Raw genomic sequence first — 22,363 nt, forward strand, 5'->3', positions numbered from 1 at the left:
TCGAACATTTGGTCACGAAAAATCGATGCATATTTCAACTAACATTGCGAATAATAGCCAAATCACTTTTTTTGTGGTTAGCATGGATGAAGGAGAGTTATGGATGATAGCGTTACGAAATGACAACAGGTTTCTTCACATCCTGCCGGGGAGGATACGCATTGAAATTCGCGGGCTGCAGGGCAGCAAACGGACCGCGGAGCTGCTCGCAGCCAAATTATCGGCTTGCGTTGGCATTTATAAAGCGGAGCCTTGCACGATTACGGGCAGGATGCTGCTTCTGTATGATGCAAAGCAGATAACCGCGCAGCGCATTTTCGACCTGATCGGCGAAGTCGAAGAGCGGATCGGCGCTTCGGACCCGGAGGCCGAAGCGAAGGCTTTGGACCCGGCTGCCGGGCCGGAAGAGGCGGAGCGGGAAGCCGCGGCTGCGCATGAGGCCGGGCCTGCTCGCGAGCCGCTGGCTCTTCCGGCGCCGCGAGGGCCCGGTACGGGCGAGCCCGCGGAAAAAGTGCCCATCGCCTTGGCGCTTTCCATGGGCGGTTTGGCCGTGCTGGGCATCAAGCAGGCTTTGTTCGGGCGTTCCGCCCTGGCCGGAAGCCCGGCGCCTTTTTATTTATCGGCGCTCGTCTCGGTCGTGACCGGCTACCCTTTTCTCAAACGGGGAGTTCAAGCCTATTCCGATAAGAGACAAATAAATTCGGATCTCCTTTTAGGCACAAGCGCTCTCGCCCTCGCGCTCATGCGCGAAAATTTGGTCGTGCTGGCAGGACTCAGCATTTTGCAATATGTGAACTGGAAGCGAAGCCGCTTCATATCGAACGGGCAGCAAGAGTCCGTGATGTCGCCGGAAATTCAAGCGTACAGCGAAAAGGCGGGCAAATTGGGGCTCGTCGCAGCCGGTTTGACTTTGGCCGTGACCCGCAGTCCGCTCCGCGCCATCGCCGTGCTTCTGGCCGCGAATCCGCGGGCGATGACCGTACCCGCGCAATACGCCTGGAATCAGGCAGAGCTTGTTTCGGGAGAAAGAGAATACGTAGTTCCGGAAAAGGGGTCGTTATCCCAACTGGCCAGAACGAAAACGATTTTATTCGAAGATTCGTCGCTTTTGTTTAACCGTCCTGAGTTGGAAGAAATCAGCTGCATCGCGGAGAAGGAGCAGGATGCGGATAAAGCGGTATGTTTGGCCGCTTCGCTGATGGAAAAAAGCAGCCATCCGTGGAAAGAAGATGTGCGCAGCAAGGCGAAACAAACTTGCCGGACGATCCGCACCGCTTTCCATGTGGAAGAAGAGAGACACGGAATAAAAGGCAAAGTCAATGATAGCCGGATTTTCATTGGCGGCTCCAAATATATGCAAGCGAACGGAATTGACTGCGATGCCTATGAGCTTAAAGCAAAAAGGCTTGCAAGAAAAGGCTTTGACGTTCTTTTTGTCGGGAAGCAGGGAAATGCCAAGAACGAATGTCTCGGCTTCATGGCCAGACACCGGCAATCGCCGGTCAACGAATACGGCTCCGCTGCCGCATCTTTCAGCGATAAAGGATGGCGGCTTGGACTGCTGAACAACAGCCTGCACATCGGCGATGACGAGATTTCCCGGTACCGGATGGATACGAGTTGGTCATCTCTGGAGCGGGGCGAAGTGATCGAACGGATCGCCGGACTCAAGCAGCAAGGGGAAGAAGTGCTGTTTGTCGCCGCTCAGGAGCAAACGCCGCTCAACCGGTTTTATAAAGAAGCCGGGGTGCCGTCGATTTCCATCCATGAGCTGCAGCGTGTCCGGGAAAGCGCTTGGTACGCCGTAAGAACGAATCAAACCGTAACCGAACACGCACAAATCGCCAAAAAATGGAACATTTTCGGCTCCGCTCTCGCTACGCTGGGCATGATCAGCGCGCCGGTCGCCAATTTGATCGGGGACGCTTTATCACTCGTATTTATGTCCAGAACGAAAATCAGGAGCGAAGCCCTGCCGTCCCCGCCGCAAATGACGTTTAAGGACGAGGCCGCCGCCGCTTCCGAAGCTTGGGTCTGGCATCACCTCCCGAGCGAACGGGTCATCGGGGAGTTGCAGACGAACCTTCACAACGGACTGTCCCAGGATCAGGTTGCGGCGATGAGAAACCGGTATGGCCCGAATCGGCTTGACAGCAAAAAGCCTACGCCATGGCTCGTATCCTACTTGGGCCAATTCAAGGAGTTTACGACGCTGATTCTTCTTGGCACAAGTGTGCTGGCTCTGTTTACCGGCGGCCTTTTTGACGGGATCGCCATGGGGGCCATTTTGCTCGCCAATGCCGCAATCGGCACGATTCAGGAACGCAAAGCGGAAAAAGTGGTGGAAACGCTGAACCAGTTCCAGCCTCCGGCCTGCAAAGCAATCAGAGACGGCCGGCAAACGGAGCTGAACGCCGCCGAGCTGGTGCCAGGCGATATCGTTTGCCTGGAGGCGGGTGACCGCGTTCCCGCGGATATCCGCTTGATCAGCGCATGGAACATGCGCGTCAATGAAGCGGCTTTGACCGGGGAATCGCTTCCCGTCGAAAAGAGCGAGTCCGCTTTGCCTGAGGAATGCACCTTATCCGAGCGGAGCAATATGCTTTTCATGGGAACGGACGTGTGCGGTGGCAAGGGGATAGGCGTCGTCGTGCAGACGGGGATGAATAGCGAAATGGGCCATTTGGTGTCCCTGTTGAAACAGCAGGAAAAAGAAGTAACCCCGCTGCAGGAAAAAGTAACGTCGATCAGCAAAAAATTTGTGAAAGGCGCCCTTATCGCGGGAGGACTTGTCTTCGCAGCCGGCATTTTGCGCGGCATTCCCATTTCGCAAATGATGACAACTTCGATCACGCTTGCGGCATCAGCCATCCCACAAGGGCTTCCCGTGACGATAACGATCGCGCTAAGCGCGGGGATTTTCCGTATGGCGAAGAAAAACGCGTTGGTCCGCAAGCTTTCCTCTCTGGAAACGTTAGGAAGAACGACGGTCATTTGCACGGACAAGACAGGCACGTTAACCAAAAATGAAATGACGGTAAAAGCGATTTCCACCGTGGATCGCGGTTGGACGGTAACGGGCAACGGCTATGAACCGACGGGAGTGCTGCACGAGTTTGTTCCCGAGGTTGCCGCCGCAGCCGCGGAACAGAAGGGACAGGAACATTACGGAAGCCCGGTATCTCACCCTGATTTGAACCGGCTGCTGCAAATCGGCGTGCTGTGCAATAACAGCAAGCTTGAGCAGCATGACGGGCACTGGACGACCAAAGGGGACCCGACCGAAGGCGCGCTTCTGACGCTCGCAGCCAAAAACGGGCTGTGGCTCAAAGATTTGACCCACTGGCACCGCGGGCACGAAATCCCGTTCGATTCCAAAACCGCAAAAATGAGCGTCGTGTGCAAAGATTCCCAGACGGAGCGGGAATGCTATCTTTTCTCCAAAGGGGCCGTCGAGACGATTCTCCACCATTGCAACCGATACCAGAGGGACGGGGATGTACTGCCGTTATCCGAAGAACAGAAGCAGCACATTTTGCAGCAAAACGAAAAATTTTCGGCCGATGCGCTGCGCGTGCTTGCTTTTGCATACAGGCCTTTGGATGAGATCGACGGCGACGAGCCCATTGATGACGAGCGGGAGCTCATTTATGTCGGCATGGCCGGCATGATGGACCCTCCCAAGCCAGAAGTGGAGCGAAATATTCAGGAAGCTTTTGCGCTCGGGCTTAAGCCTGTAATGATTACCGGCGACCACCCGATCACCGCGATTTCGATTGCGAAGCAGCTTGGTATTTACAGCGATGCGCAGAGCGTCGTCACCGGCCATGAGCTTGACCGCATGTCGGACGAAGAGCTGCTTGGGATGGCGGATCAAGTGTCCATTTTTGCCCGGGTCACGCCTGAGCATAAGCTGCGCATCGTAACGGCTTTGCAAAAACGCGGATATATCGTCGCGATGACCGGCGACGGCGTCAACGATACGCCTGCTATCAAACAGGCCAACGTAGGCATCGCAATGGGGCGAACCGGGACGGAAGTTACGAAGGAAAGCGCGGATATGGTGCTGACGGAAGATCATTTCGGCACGATTGTCGAAGGGGTCAAAGAAGGCCGCACGATCATCGGCAATATTCGCAAAGCGCTCGGCTGTCTGCTGACCGGCAACCTGGCCGAGATTATCGTCACCAGCGCCGCCGTGATGGTCGGCCTGCCGATTCCTTTGGTTCCTATTCAAATTCTGCTCATGAATTTGCTGACCGACGCTCTGCCCGCGATGGTGCTGGCCGTGAATCCGGGCCATAAGAACAAGCAGCAACAAGTCGAATTCGTCGATAAGGAGCTGTACCGGAAATTGGTGACGAGAGGCTCGCTGCTCGGATTGGGCACGCTCGGTTTATTTGCCGCAAGCCTTGCGGTCGGCGCGCCTGTAGCGGTAGCTCAAAGCGTTGCCTTTGCGACGCTGATTTCGGGCCAACTGATCCAGACATTCTCATGGCGGCAGGAAGGCTCGGAAGAAACGATGCGCGATTGGACGAAGGACCGCTTCTTCGTCGGCGCTATATGCGTGTCGTGGCTGGCTCTGGTAGGAGCGTTGTACATTCCGACGCTGGCCGGGTTTTTCCATACCGCTCCTCTGCCGCTGGTCTACTGGATTCCCATCCTTGGCGTAGCCGGATCGGTATCTCTCTTGTCCAAACCGGTGCTGGCCCTGATTTCCAAAAAACGGGCCATCCCGGCTCTCCCGGCGGCGGACGCTTACGCTGCGGCTTAAACAGCCGCAGTCTCACTCATGAACCCCATTAGGAGGAACGCAAATGATTCAGAAGAATATGGACAAAATCATTATCGGCGCTGCGCTTGCCGCAGCGGCAGCCGCTTTGCTGCCCATTGCCAAAGCGACGTTCCGTCCGCTTGCCGCACCCGGCATGCAAGGCGGCGCCGGTTTGCTGAACCGCGGCAGAGCGCTTATTGAATACGCGCGGCAGGAAGTGGAGGATATTATTGCCGAAGCGCAGTTCGAAAGAATGAAAAAGCAGCTTGACCGGGAAATTGCCCAGTATGACGATGCCGAAAAGTGAGGAGAACGGATGGATGACCGAGCAAAATATAGATAATCATTTGCGCGAAGCTTTGGCGCATCTGGAGTCGGCTTTAAACCAAAGCGTACGATGCGTGCTTGAGAACGATAACGCGAAAAAAGAAATAGGTTTGAAATGGGAGCAATTTCTTGGGGAGTTTATAGGACAAGTTAGGGAAAAAGGAAAGAAGTCGAGGTTAAATCTGCTCGGCTGGATTACGTTTCCGCGAATCCGCTAGCGAATTCACGCCTATACAGCCTGAAGCAGGCAGTAGACCGCTTCAGGCTGAAGCTTATTTCAGGAAGCCTGATTTTTTCTTTCTTCGATTGACGGCATAGCGGACGATGAAAAAGAGTACCAATATGCTGACCCCAACGCCAACTTTCAGAAAACCTCCTAAAAACAGAACCGAATCTTTCAACATGCTCATGGACGATCACCTCCCCGAAACGATACATCCGTATTATGGATTACACCTGTAAAATTATTCGCGCCCATTGAGTACCTTCATGGCATAAGACCGAATATGTAGGATTTTGCCCGACACTGTCGAAATACTATTCGATCAAGCTGCCTTTCATATAAGGGGAAAACAATGCGTAAAAAAACGGCGGTTGCCTACATTATTTTTTGTGCTGCACTCATTCTTGTTGCGTTGAACTGGTTTTTGAACAACCGGCCGGCTGCCGAAAGCGTCCCCAAAGCGGAGAACGGAATCATGGATTTAACCGGGTGGAACTTTGCCGTCAGCGGGATCGTGCCCCTGGATGGCGAATGGGAGTATTACCGGGACCGCCTCCTGACGCCGGATGATTTTAAGCCGGACGGCAGGGCGCCGGAGCTGACAGGCTACGTTCACGTGCCGGACAAATGGGAGAACTACACTGTGCTCCAAGGGCGGAAGCCGCCCCCCTATGGCTACGCGACATTCCGGATGCATGTTAAACTGCCGGCCGAAGCCGGACGGAGCTTTGGAATCAGGCAGACGAATATAAAAACTGCCCATGTATTGTTCGTGAACGGCCGGGAGGTCGGCGCACGGGGCGTCCCGGGCACGAATCTGCAAGAGACGGTTTCCGTCAATGCGCCTTATGTCGGTTTTTTTTCGATTGACGGCAGCAGCGCCGATATCATTGTGCAGGTCGCCAACTTTCGATACTTCCAGGGAGGAATCACCCATTCTATTGTTCTGGGCTATCAGGCGGATATCCTGTATGCCCGGGAGTTTGCAGTGGCGAAGGACTTGTTCGCGGCGTCCTCTTTTCTGCTAATGGGCGCCTATTTCATAGCGCTGTTCTGGATGCGGAGAGGCGACCGTTCCTGGCTCTATTTTGGCCTGGGCTGTGTGTTGATGTGCGTGTTTACAGCGACGCACGGCGAGAAAATCACGACGCTGTTCTTGCCGGGAATTCCTTACGAGCTGTTTACAAAAATACAAGACTTTTCCGGCTTGGCGGGGGTATTGTTTTTGCTGCTGTATGCGATGCATTCTTTTCCCAATCTGTTCAAGAAAGCCGTGATGAAAGGGTTCGGGGCGGTGATCGCGGCGCTGATGCTCCTCGTTCTGTTAACCCCGGCATCGGTCTTTACTCCGTCAAGCATCGTGAGCTTCGCAGTGGCGTTTGCGGCGATTCTCTATGTCATATACGTGATGTTCGCCGGCGCCGTGCGGAGGATGGAAGGCTCGGTTTATATGCTGATCGGCGCATTGTCGCTGCTGGTCATGGTAGCGGTATCTTTAATGGAGTTTTTGGGAATGTCGGCGGCTTTTTCCGTTCAAATGACCGCATGGATGTGCTTTGTTGCGGCTCAAGTGATGTTATTATCCAAAAGGTTTATAAATGCGTTTGCTGCGGTTCAAAAGCTTTCGGAACGGCTGAGCTCCATGGACCGTTTGAAGGACGAATTTCTGGCCAATACGTCCCATGAGATGAAAACGCCGCTTCACGGGATCATCAACATTGCCCAATCGCTGATTGAGGGAGCGGCAGGCCGAATGACGCCGCAGCAGGAGCAGAACTTGGCGATGATTGTGGATACCGGCAAAAGGATGACCAATCTGGTCGGGGATTTGCTCGATTTTTCCAAATTGAAGAACGGAGAGCTTGTTTTGAACCGCCAAGCCGTTGCTTTGCGCCCGGTCGTGCGCGTGATCCTGGAGATGTTCCGCCATTTGGCCGGAGTCAAGCCGGTTCGGTTTATTGATCTTTTGAGCGACCGGCACTTGGTTTATGCCGATGAAGACAGGCTGACGCAAATTTTGAACAATCTGATCGGCAATGCGCTGAAATTTACGGCGGCTGGCGAGATTGCCGTCTCGGCGCGGGAGGAGAACGGCTGGCTGGCGATATCCGTCTCCGATACCGGCATCGGGATTCCGCGCGATAAGCTGGGGGCCATATTCGAATCGTTCGAACAGGCCGGGAGGGCGATTGCGAAAGAGTACGGAGGAACAGGACTTGGGCTCAGCATCGCCAAGCGGCTCGTGGAATTGCACGGCGGCAAGATTTGGGCGGAGTCCGAACCCGGGCAAGGCGCGGTACTGACGTTTACGGTGCCGCTTGCCGGCGGGGCGGCCTGGGAATCCGCCGAGACGGGGAAAGAAAGGGTGAACGCGCTGCGGGAAGCCGCTTCCCTGCAATCATTCCCGGCGGACACAGTCCGGCTGGAAGGCGGCGGAACGTTTACTGTTCTCGTTGTCGACGATGACGCCGCGAACCGGCAGGTGCTGCTCAACCTCTTGTCTGTAGAGAAGTATACGGTTATTGCCGTATCCAGCGGGATGGAAGCGCTGCGCCAGCTTGAGCTGAACCGGCGCATCGATCTGGCGGTTGTCGATCTGATGATGCCCGGCATGTCCGGGTATGAGGTGTGCCGGAGCATCCGCAAGGGATACTCGCTGTCTGAGCTCCCGGTGCTGCTGCTCACGGCCAGAAACCGGCCGGAGGAAATGATGGCGGCGTTCGACGCGGGAGTGAACGACTTTCTCGGCAAGCCTGTCGAGGCCGGCGAAATGAAGGCGCGCATCCGGACGCTGCTGAAGATGAAAATGTCGGCCAGCGAATCGATCAGCGCCGAGATGGCTTTCCTGCAGGCGCAGATCAAGCCTCATTTTCTGTACAATGCGCTGAATACGATCTCCGCATTCTCGCTGGACGATCCGCAGGCCGCGCGGGATTTGCTGGCCAGGCTCAGCCAATATTTGCGCGGCAGCTTCGATTTCAGAAATCTGGACCGGCTGGTGCCGCTGCGCAAGGAACTGGAGCTTGTGGAAGCTTACCTGTCCATCGAGAAGGCCCGTTACGGGGAGCGGCTGCGCGTCGTGTACGATATTGACGGCGATGCGGATTGCCTGCTGCCGCCGCTTGTCATTCAACCGCTGGTAGAAAATGCGGTGCAGCACGGCCTGGCCGGCCGCAAGCAGGGCGGTACGGTGGCCATCTCCGTTCGCGCTAGCGAACGCGATGTGGTCATAACGGTGGAGGACGACGGTATAGGGCTCAAGGATTCTCTTTCCGCGAAGCGACAGGCGGACAGCGAGGCGGCGAGCAGCGGCGTAGCCTTGACAAACATCCGCAAGCGTCTGCTTCGGATGTACGGCCGCGGCTTTGACATCGCAAGCAAGGCGGCCGGCGGTACGGCGGCAACAATTCGCATTCCGAAGGGGGAAAACATACATGATCAAAGTAATGGCGGTCGATGACGAGCTTCCGGCTTTGAAAATGGCCGAAAGCGTGCTGCGGACGTTCGACGACGTGAATATCTGCGGTCTTTTTCACGACCCTGAGGAGCTGTTGGAATGTCTGCTTACGGCTGAAGCGGACATGGTTTTCGTCGATATGAAGATGCCCGGCATGCATGGCCTGGAACTGGCCGAATTGATTCAGGAGCGCAGACCGGATGTCGCGATCGTTTTTGTGACGGCCTACGACTATTATGCGGTCGACGCCTTCGAGACGGAAGCGCTTGACTACGTGATGAAGCCGATGACGGCGGACCGGCTGCGCAAAACGCTGGATCGGTTCGCCAAGAAGCGGGGAACAGAGCTGCAGGGAGCGAAGCCGAAGGGCATGCTGGTCCGAAGCTTCGGGCGCTTTTGCGTGGAAACCGGGCAGGGTCGGAAGTTGAAATTCCGCAGGGCAAAGACCGAGGAACTGTTTGCGTTTCTTCTTCACTACCGGGGGCAGCCGGTTTCCATGGAGAACATCATGGATGCTCTGTGGGGGGACCGGGACGCCGAGCGGGCTCAGTCCATCCTGTATACGACGGCGTATCAGCTTCGCAAAGAGTTGGAAGCATTCGGGCTGTTCGAGGTGATTGAGCAGACTCGCGCCGGAGGGGGGCGCTATCGGTTATTGTGGACCCCGGACGTTTGGGATTGCGACGAATTTGAGAGCTTGTACCGGCGGTTCAAAGAAAGTAATGATATTGCCGATGCGCAAAGGGCGCTGGAGCTGTACCAGGCCGGTTATTTGACGGAGAACGGATACGATTGGGCGGAGGAGAAGCGGAGCGAGCTCGAATTGAGGTATGTCGAGCTGCTGGAGCGCATTGCCGACTGCGAGGCGCGGCGGCATCGGTTCGAGCTAGCCTTGCCGTATTTGCAAAAATGGGCGAATCTTCAGCCGTTCACGGAGCGGATTCACGCCAAAATTATCGCGCTGCACTTGCTGATGGGCAACAAGGAGGCGGCTGCGGCGTATGAAAAGAAGATGAAGGACTTGTTTGCCGGCGAATTGGGCGTTCCGCCGGATATCGATACAAGGGCTTTGGCTCTGAATCCCTTGGCTGTGTTTTAGTATGGAAGCGCGAGCGGCTCTCCCGTCTGCAGGACGGCGAGGGCCTTTTTGCTTTTGTTCAAACTCGGTTCAAAAACGATAAGTTATAATGTCGAACTGAGGCGTAACTCGCGAGACTGATTGTAGGTTTTTAGTCTGCTGGGAGGGTGCAGAGCTATGAAGGACAAGGATAGGAGTACGAGTTGCGGTGAGCCTGGACGACGGATATATACCATACCGCTCTGCGGAATATGGGATGTCAGCCGGCAGTTTGTCCCCCTTGTTAGCTCCAGTCTTTATTTCTTGTGAGAATCTTGTGAGAAGTCTTTGATACAATGCCTAGGAACAATGCACTATCTGGGAAGTTGTGGAAATTCTAATTCGACATTTTTTTAACGAGTGAGATTTGTCCTAAAGCAGATAGTTACCGGAAGCTATATCTCCGAACAGGGAGGCGGGAGGGCGTATTGGGACTGAGGCATTCGAACAAGTAAGTTAACCGTTTATCAAATAATGCATCAGAAGGAGGAGAAAGGAAATTTGATGAAAAAGTGTATTGCGACCATTCGAGTGATCGTGTCATTGATGCTGCTATTTTCTTTGCTCAACTTGAACCAGGAAATGATTGTGAAAGCAGCCCCTGCTGTAACGGGAATCAAGTTTACCCAGTCAAGCTATTCGGTGGACTTGGGGGAATACAAGCCGCTTCAGGTTATGACCGTACTTTCGGACGGTTCAACGGGTGACGATGTAACGGCTTCCAGTACTTTGTCAGACGATAGGAGTACGGGCATATATACTGAGATAGTTGGTACCAGCGTGAAAGGAATATGGCCAGGCACGACGAAGCTTACTGCGACTTACAACGGTTTCACGGCTAAAGCGGATGTGATAGTAAGTACAACATTAGTTCCGCCGAAAAACCTGCGATTTGCAACCGTTGGTATAGGAGAAACGGGGATTCAATTCGATGACATAGTAAGTGCTACAGGGTCAAGTCGCGGCTATAAGATATATGTCAATGGAGTACAAGTTTATAAGGGTGCTTTATCCCAATCTAACTGCCCGAACGACTTTAAATGCACGATATACTATACCTTAAATCCGGCGACAAAGAATCCCACGCAAGATGTCTATGTCACGGCCTATGAGGTGCGGATGTCGAATAGTGATATTGAGTCGGCTGCAACGAATACGTTGAAATTGCCGATCCCGGTAAATGCTGCAGTCGATAAAACTTTTTACCAGATATCTGTTGGGGAAACGGCGCAAATCAATTGGAAAGGGCTGCAGTTATCTGAGAATTCGTATGTACAAGCGGATGACCCGATCCTTGGCAACTTAGGCAATAAAAAGCCGACATACACTCCTTCAGCGGATGGCGATACGTTTGACGACAGCATCATTAAGGTCGATCAAAACGGGTTGATCACAGGCGTGAAACCTGGGAATGCTACTGTATTGGTTAGCTATCCGGCCACTTATTATAAGTCGACATTGGTTACTGTTCGAGTGGTAGGCGCTCCGCTTCAAGCGCCTGTACTTTCTGCAGCGGCAGGCGACAAGCAGGTGCAGCTAAGCTGGAATGCTGTAGACGGTGCAACGTCATATTGGGTTTATCGGGTTAATGAGACAGGACAGAAATCTGTAGACAAGCAAGGAAACGAGCTGGATCCAAGTCAATCGGCACAGGGAGTAGTGGTGTCAAATACTACATTGACAGTTGTTACGGATACGGGTTTGATTAATGGCAAGACGTATCATTATATGGCGATGGCTATTAGTAATGGTGTAGATCCAGGGGTTTCAAAAGTTGCAGCGGCAACGCCGCAAGAGGGAGCAAGCGCTCCAAGCGCTCCGACGGAGCTTACGGCAACGGCGGGAGACAAGAAAGCGACGCTGTACTGGAAAGGGGTAGTAGGCGCGACTTCCTATAAGATTTATCAAGGGACAGAACCAGGGAAATATGGCAATGAGGCAGTAGCGACAACGCCAGATGGAACGACGACGAGCGTGGAAGTAACCGGCTTGGACAACGGGACGAAATATTATTTCGTGGTGAAGGCGGTCAATGAAGACGGAAGCAGCGAGAATTCCAATGAAGCGAGCGCAATATTCCTTCTTCCGCCAGAGCTAGTAGCAACTCCGGTTCCGGAGTACGGACAAATCAGTCTGGAGTGGAATAGGGTAGCAGGCGCAACCTCCTACGAGATTTATCAACAAGAACCAGGGGGATATGTGAAAATAGCGTCAACGCCAGAATTGAGCTTTGATGTGAAAGATTTGACCAATGGAAACACCTACTACTTCGTGGTGAAAGCGGTCAATGCAGAAGGCAGCAGCGAGAATTCCAATAGTGCCGGCGGAACGGTGACGGCAGCAACTTCGCCCGCAGTAACAGCGTATTCGCCAGTCAACCATGCGGCGAATGTGCTGATCGACAGCGATTTGACGATTACTTTTAGCAGAGATGTGAAAGCGGCAGTCGGCAAAAAGATTTATATCCATAAATCAAGCGATGATAGTGTTGCTTATACACTTACTGCGAATGATATTACAAAAGTCAATGTGTCCGGAAAGAAAGTAACGATCAATCCGAACATGATGGTGCCTGACAGCGCAGGATATTTGGCATACAACACACAGTATTACGTGCAGATTGATGAGGGCGCGTTTACGGATGCAGCAGCGGGAACACCCTACGCAGGCATAAACGATAAAACCGTGTGGAGCTTTACAACGGGAGCCGCAGTCCTTCTTGATACACCAACGGATGTAAAAACGAGCAACGTAACAACAAATAGCGTGACGATTAGTTGGAGTCCGGTAAAAGGTGCGGCGAAGTACATCGTGTATGTGGATGGCAAACCAACGTCCCCAGTTACAACGCCTAATGCGGTACTTACAGGTCTCACGCCGCCAGGATCGGAACACAAATTCAGCGTCGCAGCGGTGTCTGAAGATAATGTTCAATCGGAGCGTTCCGGTGAAGTGTCTGCAACACTGCTCTCGTTAGGCGTGCCTTACCTGGATTCAACCGAATACCAGCTTAACGTCGGCGAGAAGCATCAAACCGTCGTGAGCGTTGTTGACTCGGACAGCAAGGTACACGATGTTACCTCCATGTTCACATTTACATCGAGTAACCCGACAGCAGCAACAGTAGACAGCGCTACTGGGCTTGTCACAGCCGTAGGCGGCGGACAAACGACGGTCATTCAAGCGGTATATACGGATGCGTCCGGAAACAAGACGACGCTCCAGGCTCATGTAACCGTTGCGGGCGATTTGGACCACTTGGTACTGGACATCCCGGACTATCCTATCAAAGGTAAAACGTACGATTGCATCGTAACTGCGGTATATGTTCCGCCGGCGAAGCCTGAGGATGTTACCGGAAAAGCAACCTACGAGTCCTCCGATCCGTCGGTGGTTACTGTAGATCAAACCGGACGCATTCAGATCAAAGGCAAAGGCACCGCAACGATCACTGTGAAGTATGGCGGGAAGACCGTTTCCAAAACGATTACAGTCGTTGATGCGCCATATGATATGACTCTTGCAGCGACGCCTAGCTCTGTAGTCGCGGATGGCAAATCGCAAGTAACCTTGCGCGCAACCGTGAAGTCAGCCATTACGGGAGAGGCTGTGAAGGGCGTTCCTGTCGTCTTCCATTTTGGTAACGGGACATTGGCCGATCAAACGGCTGCCACAGATGAACAAGGTGTAGCCATTCTCACCTTTACCGCACCGGCGTCGCATAGCACCAAGCCAATGACTGAAACGATCGCGGCAACGGCCAAAGACCCTGTGTCCAACATTACGCAGTCTGAAAAGATAGATCTGAGTTACACACCGGCAGAAATTGCAGGGGTGGTAACGGATCACGAAGGCAAACCGGTCACAAACGCTACAGTCACCGTCGAGGGCATAAACGGATTTGTCGTTACGGTGAAAACGGGACCGGACGGTAAATATCGTATCCCGGTTACCGATGGAAACGTAGAGTACAAGGTGACGATTCAGACCTCGCTCAAGGTGAAAGACAAAACGGTAGCCGTAACGACTACGCAAAACGCTAAAGTCGGCGAATTGAACGGGACGGGTCAAACGTTCAAACCCGAAAATCGCATTAGCGGACAGCTAGGAGTCAACCATGGGAATTCGAACGGTACCGATCCGCAAGACCAAACATTAGAAAAAATGTTTGGCGCAGGGAAAGTAAGTGCGGTGGTACGACCAGCCGGGGATGATAAAACAGACATTGCAACGGTCACGCTGGATAACAGCGGAAATTTCTCCGTAACTAATGTTCCGCAAGGCCAGTATAAAGTTACGTTTCTGATTGAGGCTGGGGACAAAACGTTAGTCGGTCCTTCGGTATCGGTTACGTTGACAGACAATGCCGGGCAGACGGGAGTCGTATACTCTTTGATCGACCCCTATGGCGTTGTAACGGATGCGGCCGGTAAGCCGGTGAGCGGTGTCAGCATGAACCTGTATTGGGCGGATACGCAGCTCAACAAAGATAAAGGTCGTACCCCTCATACATGGGTAGACCTTCCGACGCTGCCGAACTTTGAACCGAATCAAAACAAAAACCCGCAAGTAACGAATGCAGCCGGTGAATATGCATGGATGGTATTCCCGGAAGGAGATTATTACATTGTAGCGAAAAAACCAGGGTTCGACGATTACAGCACGGTATCAGCCAAGGTGAATCAACCGGCGGATGCCGGATCCGACAGCTATATTAAGGACGGCATCATTCACGTCGGAAAAGACATCGTCAAATTAAACTTCACGATGAGTCAAACATCGACTTCCGGCGGAGGATCAAGCGGCGGTACGTCAAGCAGCACGCAAAGTGGCGGCGGAGATGGAACTGCAAGTAACGTGCCTGGCGGATTAGCGGCCGGCGGTGCCACTTCCACCGGCGCAACATTGAGTTGGAACGCAGTAACCGGTGCAACTTCATATAACATCTATGACAATGGGAAGCTGATTGCTTCCGGCGTCAAAGGTACAACATATGAACTGACCGGGCTGCTTGCCGGATCGAATCATAAGTTTACAGTCACTTCCGTGGTCAATGGTTCCGAATCGCAACCATCCAAAGCCCTTGAGATGACTACAGCAAAAGAATCCGGTCATCATGAGAAGTATATCGAAGGATACCCGGATGGAACATTTGGTCCGGAGCGCAATGTGAGCCGTGAAGAACTTGCGATGATTCTATATCGCCTCTATCATTTGGCGGGTACGGCAGCATTAAACGACATTCATTACTCGGACGTAACAGCTGCGGATTGGAGTGCTCAAGCTATCGCAGCGGTGACGAAAGCAGGCTTCATGGATGGCTATCCCGATGGCTCATTTTTGCCTAAAAACCAAATTACAAGAGAAGAAATGGCGAGTGTTGCAGCGCGTCTGAAGCATTTGAAGGGAAGCGAAGCGAATGCATTCCCGGATACGGCGGATAGCTGGGCTCGTCAAGCCATTAATGCTGCAGCACAAGCGGGCATTATGAAAGGCTACGAGGATGGCGGATTCCGATCAAAAGCAAAAACGACACGTGCCGAAGTCGTCACCATAATGAATCGATTGACAGGCCGTGGTCCATTAGTAGGGGTTACGAATCCGACTTGGTCTGACGTTCCTCAAAATCACTGGGCGTTTGGACATGTCGAGGAAGCTTCCCGGGATCACGACTATATTCTGGGTGGCAACGAAGAGCATTTATCCACTCCGAACAAGTAAAACAAGGCTGCTCGGAAATGTTTAGAGACTGCCGGCAAAATGGGTTGAGGATTATATTCTCGGCCCATTTTGTTCTTATTATGGAACTTCTGACCTAATTCATCATATAGGGACTATGTTGAAATAGCTAAGGGGGATTTTTGGTGATCAATAGTCTAAATCCTTGGTGGATCATCGTGGGCATCATTTTGTTTGTTTGTGTCCTTCTGGGCGTTTTTAAGGCGCTTATACAGGATAGGCAGAAAACGTAGAATCCTATCGATCGTGCAGCGGATGCTGATGAAGGCCAAGCTGATCGACAACAGAAATTCCAAATAACAGACAGATAGCGTTAAGCGGGGCCGTCTGAAGGCAGGTATGATGCTGAAAGACGGCCCCACTTTTTGTTGTCAGAAGCGTTTGTTCACTAAATAATTATTGACTGTCCGTACGGTCAGTTATATAATGGCGGTGAAAGGAGGATACAAATGACAGCAAAAACAGTCGATAAGCGCATGGAAAAAGGCGAGCAGACGCGAACGCGCATTTTGCACGCGGCCATAACCATCATTGCCGAGAGCGGCATTAAAGAAGTATCCGCCGCCAAGCTGGCAACCGCCACAGGTGTGAGCAAAAGCAACATTTTCCACCATTTCAAGTCTATAGATGAAATACTAATGAGCGTGCTGCATATTATCTTCGACGATCTCCTTGCACCGATGTCTGCGGAATACCTGGACTTGGACAGATTTTTGGATACGTTGGGGCAATCCGCCGCCCATGTGCCGGAGCAGTATCGCAACATTTTCAAAGCTTTTTTCTCGTTTTACCACGAGGGGATGTTTCATCCCGAATATCAAAAAGCGCTGGCTTCATGCACGGACCAAATTACGGACCTCATTTGCAAACAGCTTGTCCGTTTGTCCCCCAAGCCCTTTACGGAAGAAGCGCTCAAGCCGGTGGCGACGCTGCTATTAACGCTGACGGACGGCATGGGCTTGCACTGCTTGCTGAACGGAAACGACGCCCGGTATGAAGAGGCATGGCGGATTCAGGTACAGTTGATCGGAAAGTTTTTATCAGAGCCCTGAGCCATTCTTATGTGGTAAAATACCCATCCAGGATGGGTATCTATGGATATAAAACTGACCGCATGTACGGTTAGTTTTATAAATTAAAAAATCGGAGGCAATCAAAATGAAAAACGTTGAAATTCCAAAATTTTTTCATGAAGTATTCGGGAAAAGGTCCACAGTATTGGAGCTTGTTTTAACTCTATTTTTTGGGGTGGGCATGAGCGCACTGCTGCTTGTATTCACACATGCGGAGTGGGAGGGGCTCGAAGCTTGGAAAATGATCGTCATCGTACTTCTGGCGCTCGATATTACCGGCGGAGTCATTGCCAATTTTACACTCTCTACGAATAATCACTACAAAGCCAGTCCGCAAGCGCGAATCGTATTTATACTGATCCACGTGCAGCCGATTATTTTGGCTTGCGTGTTGTGGAATCATTTTGCCGTCTGCCTGATTGCTTGGGGATACACGATTGCCTCATCTTTTATAGTAAATGCGCTCATCAAGCATCCGGCCCAGCGAACGATCGCTTCCGTTTTTGCGGCCTCCGGGTTCTGCGGACTGCTGTTGTTTTTTGCATCCGTTCCGAAATTCGTGCTCGTCATATTGCTTTTGTTTATGTTCAAGGTCATTTACAGTTTTGCAGTCGATCATTATGCCGGGAGGGAAGTATAGACGATGGACATTCGGAACCGATCCGTCACCCGAGAAGTCATGAGTTTGGAAAAAAAGCATAAGCCCCAAGCATTGGACATATGGTCGCAAGCTTTTAGCCATGATCCCATGTTCCAATACCTGTTTCCGGGCGAACAGCATGCCATGTATATGCGGCACTTTTTTGACTATATATTTGATAAAAGTTTTTTATTGAAAGAAACGCTTCTCGGCATTGCGGAAGAAGGCGTGCCGATTGGCGCGGCCAGCGTCGAACAGCCGAACCGGACAAAGGGTGCGGGATTTCTGCTGAAGCCGTCGTTCATGTGGCGGTCCATACAACTTTCTTATCAAATTCCGAAGCGATCGTTCGCTTTCATCCAATCTTACATGCAGTTCACCGAATCCGTCCGGCCGAAGGCGCCTCATCATTACCTGGTATGCATTGGAGTCGACCCCTGGTATCAGGGCAAAGGGATCGGCAAAATGCTTTTAAATCACATCCACGAGCTCGCAGACAACGACCCGTCTTCCACAGGTAACGGCCTTGATACGGAAAATCCGGAAAACGTCAAGCTGTACGAACGCTTCGGATACCGGGAGGTCGACAGCAAAAAGCTCGGAGACATTACCGTTTACTGCATGTTCAGGCCCAAATCATAGAGCCCGCATGCGATTGTTCCTCGGGTTGTGCTCGACCTCAGCCAGTCCCAGCTCTTCGAGCAAAGGAGGCACATACATGCCAAAGCGGCCGCGAAACCCTTTTTTCAAGCCGTACCAGCCGCCGATCGGATTGTCGGCCGAACGGCCCCAGGCTTCGACGGTGCCTTCTTTGGCGGGCTTTTGCTCGTCCGCGCTGCCAAGTTCCATCCAGTCGCCGTGGTTTTTAAGCATCGCGTGCAGATCGGCAATGCAGCGGTAGTCATAGTGCAGCACTGTTTTGCCGACTGTGCAAACTAAAATTTCGCTGCCGTCCTTTTCGGCTTTGTACATTTCATATTCGGATGTTTGGGGTGGAGTTTGCAGCTTCCACGGATTTTCTTTTGTTCCTTTTTCAGCGGACATGTCGTTTCTCCTTTAAGAGGCGTTTTCAATCTTCTATATTATACAACATTTGAAAGACCTCAAACAGGCGGAGGCCTGACCGGATACAAGAAACGGAGGCTTCCTTTCGCATATCTGGACTGATCGTTCCGTATATGGTAAGCTTAATGGCAGAGGAGGTGAAATCCATCGCCAGGACAAAAGAATTTGACAAAGACCAAGCGCTTCACCAGGCCATGCTGCTGTTTTGGAAGAAAGGATACGAGGCGGCAAGCATCCCCGACCTGCTGCAAGCTATGGGGCTGAGCCGTTCCAGTCTTTACGACACTTTTTCCGACAAACACGCTCTGTACATTGCCGCGCTCGAACATTACAAAAAAATCAGCTTCGACAAGCGGGAAATTCTTGAGCGCGCATCCGGCGTGAAGGAGGGGATCAGGCAATTTTTTGCGCGGCACATCGCAATGGCATTCGATCCGGGCCGTCCGGGCGGATGCTTCGTCACGAATACGGCCATAACGATGGACTCGCCGGATGAACGGATAAACAAGCTGGTCAAAGAAAGCTTTGTAAATTTGGAGCAATCTTTTTACGAGCTTCTGCAAAGGGGACAGCAATCCGGGGAAGTCGGCGAAGACACCGACACTCGGGCGCTAGCGTGCTTACTGCTTCATCTCAATCACAGCATTAATGTGATGGCCAGGGTGGATGCCGATGAGCAAGCCATTAAACAAATGATCGATATGGTTATCAGTAAGCTATAATTTTTTTTGGTTATTCAGGAATGATCGTTCCGTTATTGGGCGTACAAAAAGAATGGAGATGATGCAAACATGAAAATAGCATGTATCGGATTTGGCAATATGGGCTTTCCCATGGCACAAAACTTGCTGAACGCAGGCCACGAATTAATCGTATACAATCGTACTTATGCCAAAGTGGAGCCCTTCATTGCGCAGGGGGCCCAGTATGCCGAAACACCGCGGGAAGCGGCAAAAGAGAGCGATATAGTCATCACGATGCTTGCCGACGATGCCGCTTTGGAGCAGGTCGTGATGGGGCCGGACGGAATTATGCACGGACTGCCGGAAAAAGGCGTTCATCTGTCCGCAAGCACGATCAGCGTGGATATGGCGCGGAAGTTGACGGCGGCGCATGAAGAGAGGTCGCAATATTTTGTATCCGCGACAGTGCTCGGACGCCCGGATGCGGCCAAGGCGGCCAAACTGCGGATCATTGTGGCCGGCCCTGAAGAAGCGCGGCAGCGTGCGATTCCGATTTTGGAAACGTTGGGGCAGGAAATATTCGTGATCGGCGATCAAAGCGAAAGCGGGAACGCCGTCAAAATCGGCGTGAACTTCCTGATCGCGTCCATGCTGGAAGCTTTGTCGGAAGCGCATGTAATGGTGCAAAAGCACGGCGTAGAGCCTGCCGCATTTATGAACGTCGTGAATGCGCTCTTCCAATCCCCGGTGTATCAAAATTACGGCGCCATCATGACGGAACGCCGCTTCGACCCGGCCGGCTTCAAGATGAAGCTGGGCTTGAAGGACGTCGAGCTGGCTGTCAAGGCCGCCGCTGCCGTCGATGCTCCGCTGCCTTTGGGCCGCCTGCTGCAGGCGCATTTTGGCGAAGGCATAGCCCGCGGCTACGGCGATTTGGACTGGACGGCGCTGATCCGCTGCCTGGAGGAGCCTTGACTTTGCTCCCCTTGTACGGGGATGCCGTCAACCTCCAAATTTCTCAGGCTCTTCGACTTTCCAAGAAATAACTTCGCCGCATGCCAAGCAAACCGTTGCGATTAACCTGGATCCGATAGTGAAAAACTTATTTACGGGATAAAGCCTTGCATCTCCATTTAACTGGCCCAAACCGACGGACTTCCCCCCGCATCTAGGGCAACCATCATTTTCTTTCATGGATAGTTCCTCCTTAGGGTACTATTTCTTTAAAATTCGCTTTTTCCGAGCCGCCTCAAGCCAACTTGGGAATTCCTGGAGCAACCTGTCATATAATTCGTCATCGCTAATGGAATCGAAGTCATCCAGAGCAAAAAAACTGGCGTTATCAACCACTCTTCCAGGCAAGTTGTCCAGCTCTTCCAAGACTCCGTAATATCCGTATCCTAAGCCGACGAACTGCCAAAATATGTTGAACTTCGAGCTTTCAATTAATATGTTGGAAATTCTTCTTGTCTCGTCTATGCCTCCGTCGCTGAAAAAAATAATATATGCGGGCAGCTTTTTGTTGCGTGATTCTACAGTATATTTTTTTATGACATCTTTCATAACATCAGGTTCATTATTTCCAAATCCGAGACTGCCCGATCTATGGGTGCGGATAATGTAATTTTGATAATCGGCTGCCGTTACGCTGCCTGCCCGCTTGTATGTATCGGCAAAAAACCAAACATCCAGCTGTCCGTCATCATCCATACTCGCAGCGATGGCTAATATTTTTTCAAATGCCCGTTGGACAACCCCGCTCTCATACAAATGTTGCATGGAACCGGAATCGTCAAACACGACCGCGACGCGGGCTTTTTGTCCGGCAATATTTTTTTTGCCAAGAGATATGTTAACCTTCTCTTTAAGCAGATCGATTTTACTTAAATTTATTGTGGGTTCCGGTTTAGGCGGAGCGGCAGGGGGCGGCGGGGCAGGAGAGGCCGGCGGAGCAGAAGACTCGACCTCTAACCCGTAATTTGTACAAAGATCGGCTAACCCGCCAAAAAAGCCGCTGCCAATCGCGTTGAATTTCCACTCTCCGTTATGGAGGTAAAATTCCCCGACAACTACAGCAGTTTCCCGAGTCAGCTCGGAGCCAAACTCAAAGGTGTAATGAGACTGGGGATTTGCTGCATCCCTAATTTCCAGGCGGATTTGCGATATTTGATCAAAATAATACCCTAATTGATCGCCTTCATGGATAGTCAGGGTGATAGCGATCCTATGGATGGGGGATTTTAGAATTGTCCAGTTAATATTAAAACTGCCTTGCTCTGCGTGATCGTGCTTGGTATAAGAAACCGCCGAGTCCGCACTTAAAGGGTTTCCGTAAAATATAAAATTTTCATCCCGCTCACACTTTCCGGAATCGGACAGCAAGAAGGCGGAAGCATCGACTTCCATGTTCGGATTTCTTGATTTCCAACTAAGCCGCACAGAAATATCGTTAAATCCCCATTGTTTTGTAACATCGACTTTTTGTCCTTTTTGCAAGTTCATCCATTCAATCTCCCAAATAGTTCCCCATCGGTTGGGGTACTGGCTATAGCTGGTCGGTCTTGTGGCCTATGGGATCATTGCAATTGTTACAATAGTAAAATTATACCACAACATCATGAAATCTCGCATCCGAACGAGAGAAAAGTAGGGGAATTTGTCGAAAATTCCCTGAGATCGTCAATGAAAAAAGATCAAACCCCGCATGCGGGATCTGATCTTTTTCCTGAATGTCATCATTTCTTTTTCAAAATGCCTAAATATTCTATCCAAGGCCCAACGTCCGTCCTGTACCTTTCAGCCATGACCCGTACGATCTGAGCCATGTGCGTTAGATCATGAACGACCCACGTAGAGAGCAGCTCTCTTAACTTCACTACACCGAACGCAGGGTGGGAACCCGTCAATTCAAAATGCAGCTCAGGATCGATAAGATCCTTAAGCTTGGCTATGTTCGAGGCTCTAATCGTTTTGAATTCAAGCAGCTTCTGTTCAAACGACCTTTCAGAGCTTTCATTTAAGTGAGAATAACGATCGAATGGGGGAAAGGGCTTGCTGTCGCCTTCCTGCAAAATAAATTCCAGCCTTGGCATCCAATTTAATTCCTCTCCCTCAATGAGGTGCTCAATCACTTCAGAGACGTTCCAGGTCCCGTCGCCTTCATTGCATTGCAGCCATCCATCGGACAAACCCGATAAAAAATACTCCAACGTTTGCGGCGTTCGCTCCAGAACCTCAATAGCTTCTTTCATATTAAGATTCATCT

Annotated in this window: 15 protein-coding genes and 1 pseudogene; 11 read left to right on the top strand and 5 right to left on the bottom strand. The window is 51.8% G+C overall.

What is annotated here, in order from left to right:
• Window positions 1–103: 103 nt before the first annotated feature.
• From AC0LWT_RS25495 to AC0LWT_RS25505, 3 genes are read left to right on the top strand one after another with little or no spacing between them, the layout of a single operon-like run.
• Window positions 104–4,774, top strand: a complete 4,671-nt coding sequence (locus tag AC0LWT_RS25495) for a cation-translocating P-type ATPase (RefSeq protein WP_474684082.1) — start codon at window positions 104–106, stop codon at window positions 4,772–4,774.
• 43 nt (window positions 4,775–4,817) lie between these two features.
• Window positions 4,818–5,081, top strand: coding sequence for a DUF5132 domain-containing protein (locus AC0LWT_RS25500; protein ID WP_474684083.1), 264 nt, complete (start codon window positions 4,818–4,820; stop codon window positions 5,079–5,081).
• A 13-nt stretch (window positions 5,082–5,094) separates the two neighbouring features.
• The gene (locus AC0LWT_RS25505; RefSeq protein WP_474684084.1) at window positions 5,095–5,319 is read left to right on the top strand and encodes a hypothetical protein; all 225 of its coding nucleotides are present in this window, start codon (window positions 5,095–5,097) and stop codon (window positions 5,317–5,319) included.
• A gap of 54 nt (window positions 5,320–5,373) precedes the next feature.
• Here the strand turns inward: AC0LWT_RS25505 and AC0LWT_RS25510 are convergent, their stop codons facing one another.
• Window positions 5,374–5,511, bottom strand: a complete 138-nt coding sequence (locus AC0LWT_RS25510; protein ID WP_474684085.1) for a hypothetical protein — start codon at window positions 5,509–5,511, stop codon at window positions 5,374–5,376.
• Window positions 5,512–5,676: 165 nt separating this feature from the next.
• On the opposite strand from AC0LWT_RS25510, the gene AC0LWT_RS25515 reads away from it, so the two are divergent.
• The 6 genes from AC0LWT_RS25515 to AC0LWT_RS25540 all read left to right on the top strand — a co-directional run bounded on the left by AC0LWT_RS25515 (window position 5,677) and on the right by AC0LWT_RS25540 (window position 17,992).
• On the top strand, window positions 5,677–8,784 hold the full coding sequence (locus tag AC0LWT_RS25515) for a hybrid sensor histidine kinase/response regulator (RefSeq protein WP_474684086.1): 3,108 nt from the start codon (window positions 5,677–5,679) through the stop codon (window positions 8,782–8,784).
• Window positions 8,759–9,880, top strand: a complete 1,122-nt coding sequence (locus tag AC0LWT_RS25520; RefSeq protein ID WP_474684087.1) for a response regulator — start codon at window positions 8,759–8,761, stop codon at window positions 9,878–9,880. Before AC0LWT_RS25515 ends, AC0LWT_RS25520 begins: the two co-directional genes overlap by 26 nt.
• A 522-nt stretch (window positions 9,881–10,402) precedes the next feature.
• Window positions 10,403–15,619: an S-layer homology domain-containing protein gene (locus AC0LWT_RS25525; protein WP_474684088.1), complete on the top strand. Its 5,217-nt coding sequence runs from the start codon at window positions 10,403–10,405 to the stop codon at window positions 15,617–15,619.
• A gap of 467 nt (window positions 15,620–16,086) precedes the next feature.
• A complete protein-coding gene (locus tag AC0LWT_RS25530) occupies window positions 16,087–16,689 on the top strand; it encodes a TetR/AcrR family transcriptional regulator (RefSeq protein ID WP_474684089.1) in 603 nt (200 codons plus the stop codon).
• Between the two features lie 106 nt (window positions 16,690–16,795).
• Window positions 16,796–17,350, top strand: a complete 555-nt coding sequence (locus AC0LWT_RS25535) for a hypothetical protein (RefSeq protein ID WP_474684090.1) — start codon at window positions 16,796–16,798, stop codon at window positions 17,348–17,350.
• Window positions 17,351–17,353: 3 nt separating this feature from the next.
• Window positions 17,354–17,992: a GNAT family N-acetyltransferase gene (locus tag AC0LWT_RS25540; RefSeq protein ID WP_474684091.1), complete on the top strand. Its 639-nt coding sequence runs from the start codon at window positions 17,354–17,356 to the stop codon at window positions 17,990–17,992.
• Here AC0LWT_RS25540 and AC0LWT_RS25545 read toward each other — a convergent pair.
• A complete protein-coding gene (locus AC0LWT_RS25545) occupies window positions 17,987–18,394 on the bottom strand; it encodes a DUF6855 family protein (RefSeq protein ID WP_474684092.1) in 408 nt (135 codons plus the stop codon). The genes AC0LWT_RS25540 and AC0LWT_RS25545 overlap by 6 nt on opposite strands.
• A gap of 146 nt (window positions 18,395–18,540) precedes the next feature.
• On the opposite strand from AC0LWT_RS25545, the gene AC0LWT_RS25550 reads away from it, so the two are divergent.
• Window positions 18,541–19,137, top strand: coding sequence for a TetR/AcrR family transcriptional regulator (locus AC0LWT_RS25550; protein ID WP_474684093.1), 597 nt, complete (start codon window positions 18,541–18,543; stop codon window positions 19,135–19,137).
• Window positions 19,138–19,197: 60 nt separating this feature from the next.
• Window positions 19,198–20,073 (top strand): annotated as a pseudogene (locus AC0LWT_RS25555) (NAD(P)-dependent oxidoreductase); the annotation flags it as partial.
• Between the two features lie 27 nt (window positions 20,074–20,100).
• Here AC0LWT_RS25555 and AC0LWT_RS25560 read toward each other — a convergent pair.
• The 3 genes from AC0LWT_RS25560 to AC0LWT_RS25570 form a co-directional block, all read right to left on the bottom strand.
• Entirely contained in the window at window positions 20,101–20,292 is a 192-nt protein-coding gene (locus AC0LWT_RS25560; protein WP_474684094.1) for a hypothetical protein, read from the bottom strand.
• A gap of 21 nt (window positions 20,293–20,313) precedes the next feature.
• On the bottom strand, window positions 20,314–21,600 hold the full coding sequence (locus tag AC0LWT_RS25565) for a VWA domain-containing protein (RefSeq protein WP_474684095.1): 1,287 nt from the start codon (window positions 21,598–21,600) through the stop codon (window positions 20,314–20,316).
• Window positions 21,601–21,833: 233 nt separating this feature from the next.
• Window positions 21,834–22,361, bottom strand: coding sequence for a DinB family protein (locus AC0LWT_RS25570; protein WP_474684096.1), 528 nt, complete (start codon window positions 22,359–22,361; stop codon window positions 21,834–21,836).
• Window positions 22,362–22,363 lie beyond the last annotated feature (2 nt).

The organism is Paenibacillus sp. sgz302164, assembly GCF_056120505.1.

Coding starts and splice junctions, on each gene's coding strand:
- AC0LWT_RS25505 (WP_474684084.1), top strand. CDS start 5,095: ATGACCGAGCAAAATATAGATAATCATTTGCGCGAAGCTTTGGCGCAT.
- AC0LWT_RS25525 (WP_474684088.1), top strand. CDS start 10,403: ATGAAAAAGTGTATTGCGACCATTCGAGTGATCGTGTCATTGATGCTG.
- AC0LWT_RS25565 (WP_474684095.1), bottom strand. CDS start 21,600: ATGAACTTGCAAAAAGGACAAAAAGTCGATGTTACAAAACAATGGGGA.
- AC0LWT_RS25515 (WP_474684086.1), top strand. CDS start 5,677: ATGCGTAAAAAAACGGCGGTTGCCTACATTATTTTTTGTGCTGCACTC.
- AC0LWT_RS25510 (WP_474684085.1), bottom strand. CDS start 5,511: ATGAGCATGTTGAAAGATTCGGTTCTGTTTTTAGGAGGTTTTCTGAAA.
- AC0LWT_RS25550 (WP_474684093.1), top strand. CDS start 18,541: ATGGCAGAGGAGGTGAAATCCATCGCCAGGACAAAAGAATTTGACAAA.
- AC0LWT_RS25500 (WP_474684083.1), top strand. CDS start 4,818: ATGATTCAGAAGAATATGGACAAAATCATTATCGGCGCTGCGCTTGCC.
- AC0LWT_RS25560 (WP_474684094.1), bottom strand. CDS start 20,292: ATGAAAGAAAATGATGGTTGCCCTAGATGCGGGGGGAAGTCCGTCGGT.
- AC0LWT_RS25530 (WP_474684089.1), top strand. CDS start 16,087: ATGACAGCAAAAACAGTCGATAAGCGCATGGAAAAAGGCGAGCAGACG.
- AC0LWT_RS25570 (WP_474684096.1), bottom strand. CDS start 22,361: ATGAATCTTAATATGAAAGAAGCTATTGAGGTTCTGGAGCGAACGCCG.
- AC0LWT_RS25540 (WP_474684091.1), top strand. CDS start 17,354: ATGGACATTCGGAACCGATCCGTCACCCGAGAAGTCATGAGTTTGGAA.
- AC0LWT_RS25535 (WP_474684090.1), top strand. CDS start 16,796: ATGAAAAACGTTGAAATTCCAAAATTTTTTCATGAAGTATTCGGGAAA.
- AC0LWT_RS25495 (WP_474684082.1), top strand. CDS start 104: ATGATAGCGTTACGAAATGACAACAGGTTTCTTCACATCCTGCCGGGG.
- AC0LWT_RS25520 (WP_474684087.1), top strand. CDS start 8,759: ATGATCAAAGTAATGGCGGTCGATGACGAGCTTCCGGCTTTGAAAATG.
- AC0LWT_RS25545 (WP_474684092.1), bottom strand. CDS start 18,394: ATGTCCGCTGAAAAAGGAACAAAAGAAAATCCGTGGAAGCTGCAAACT.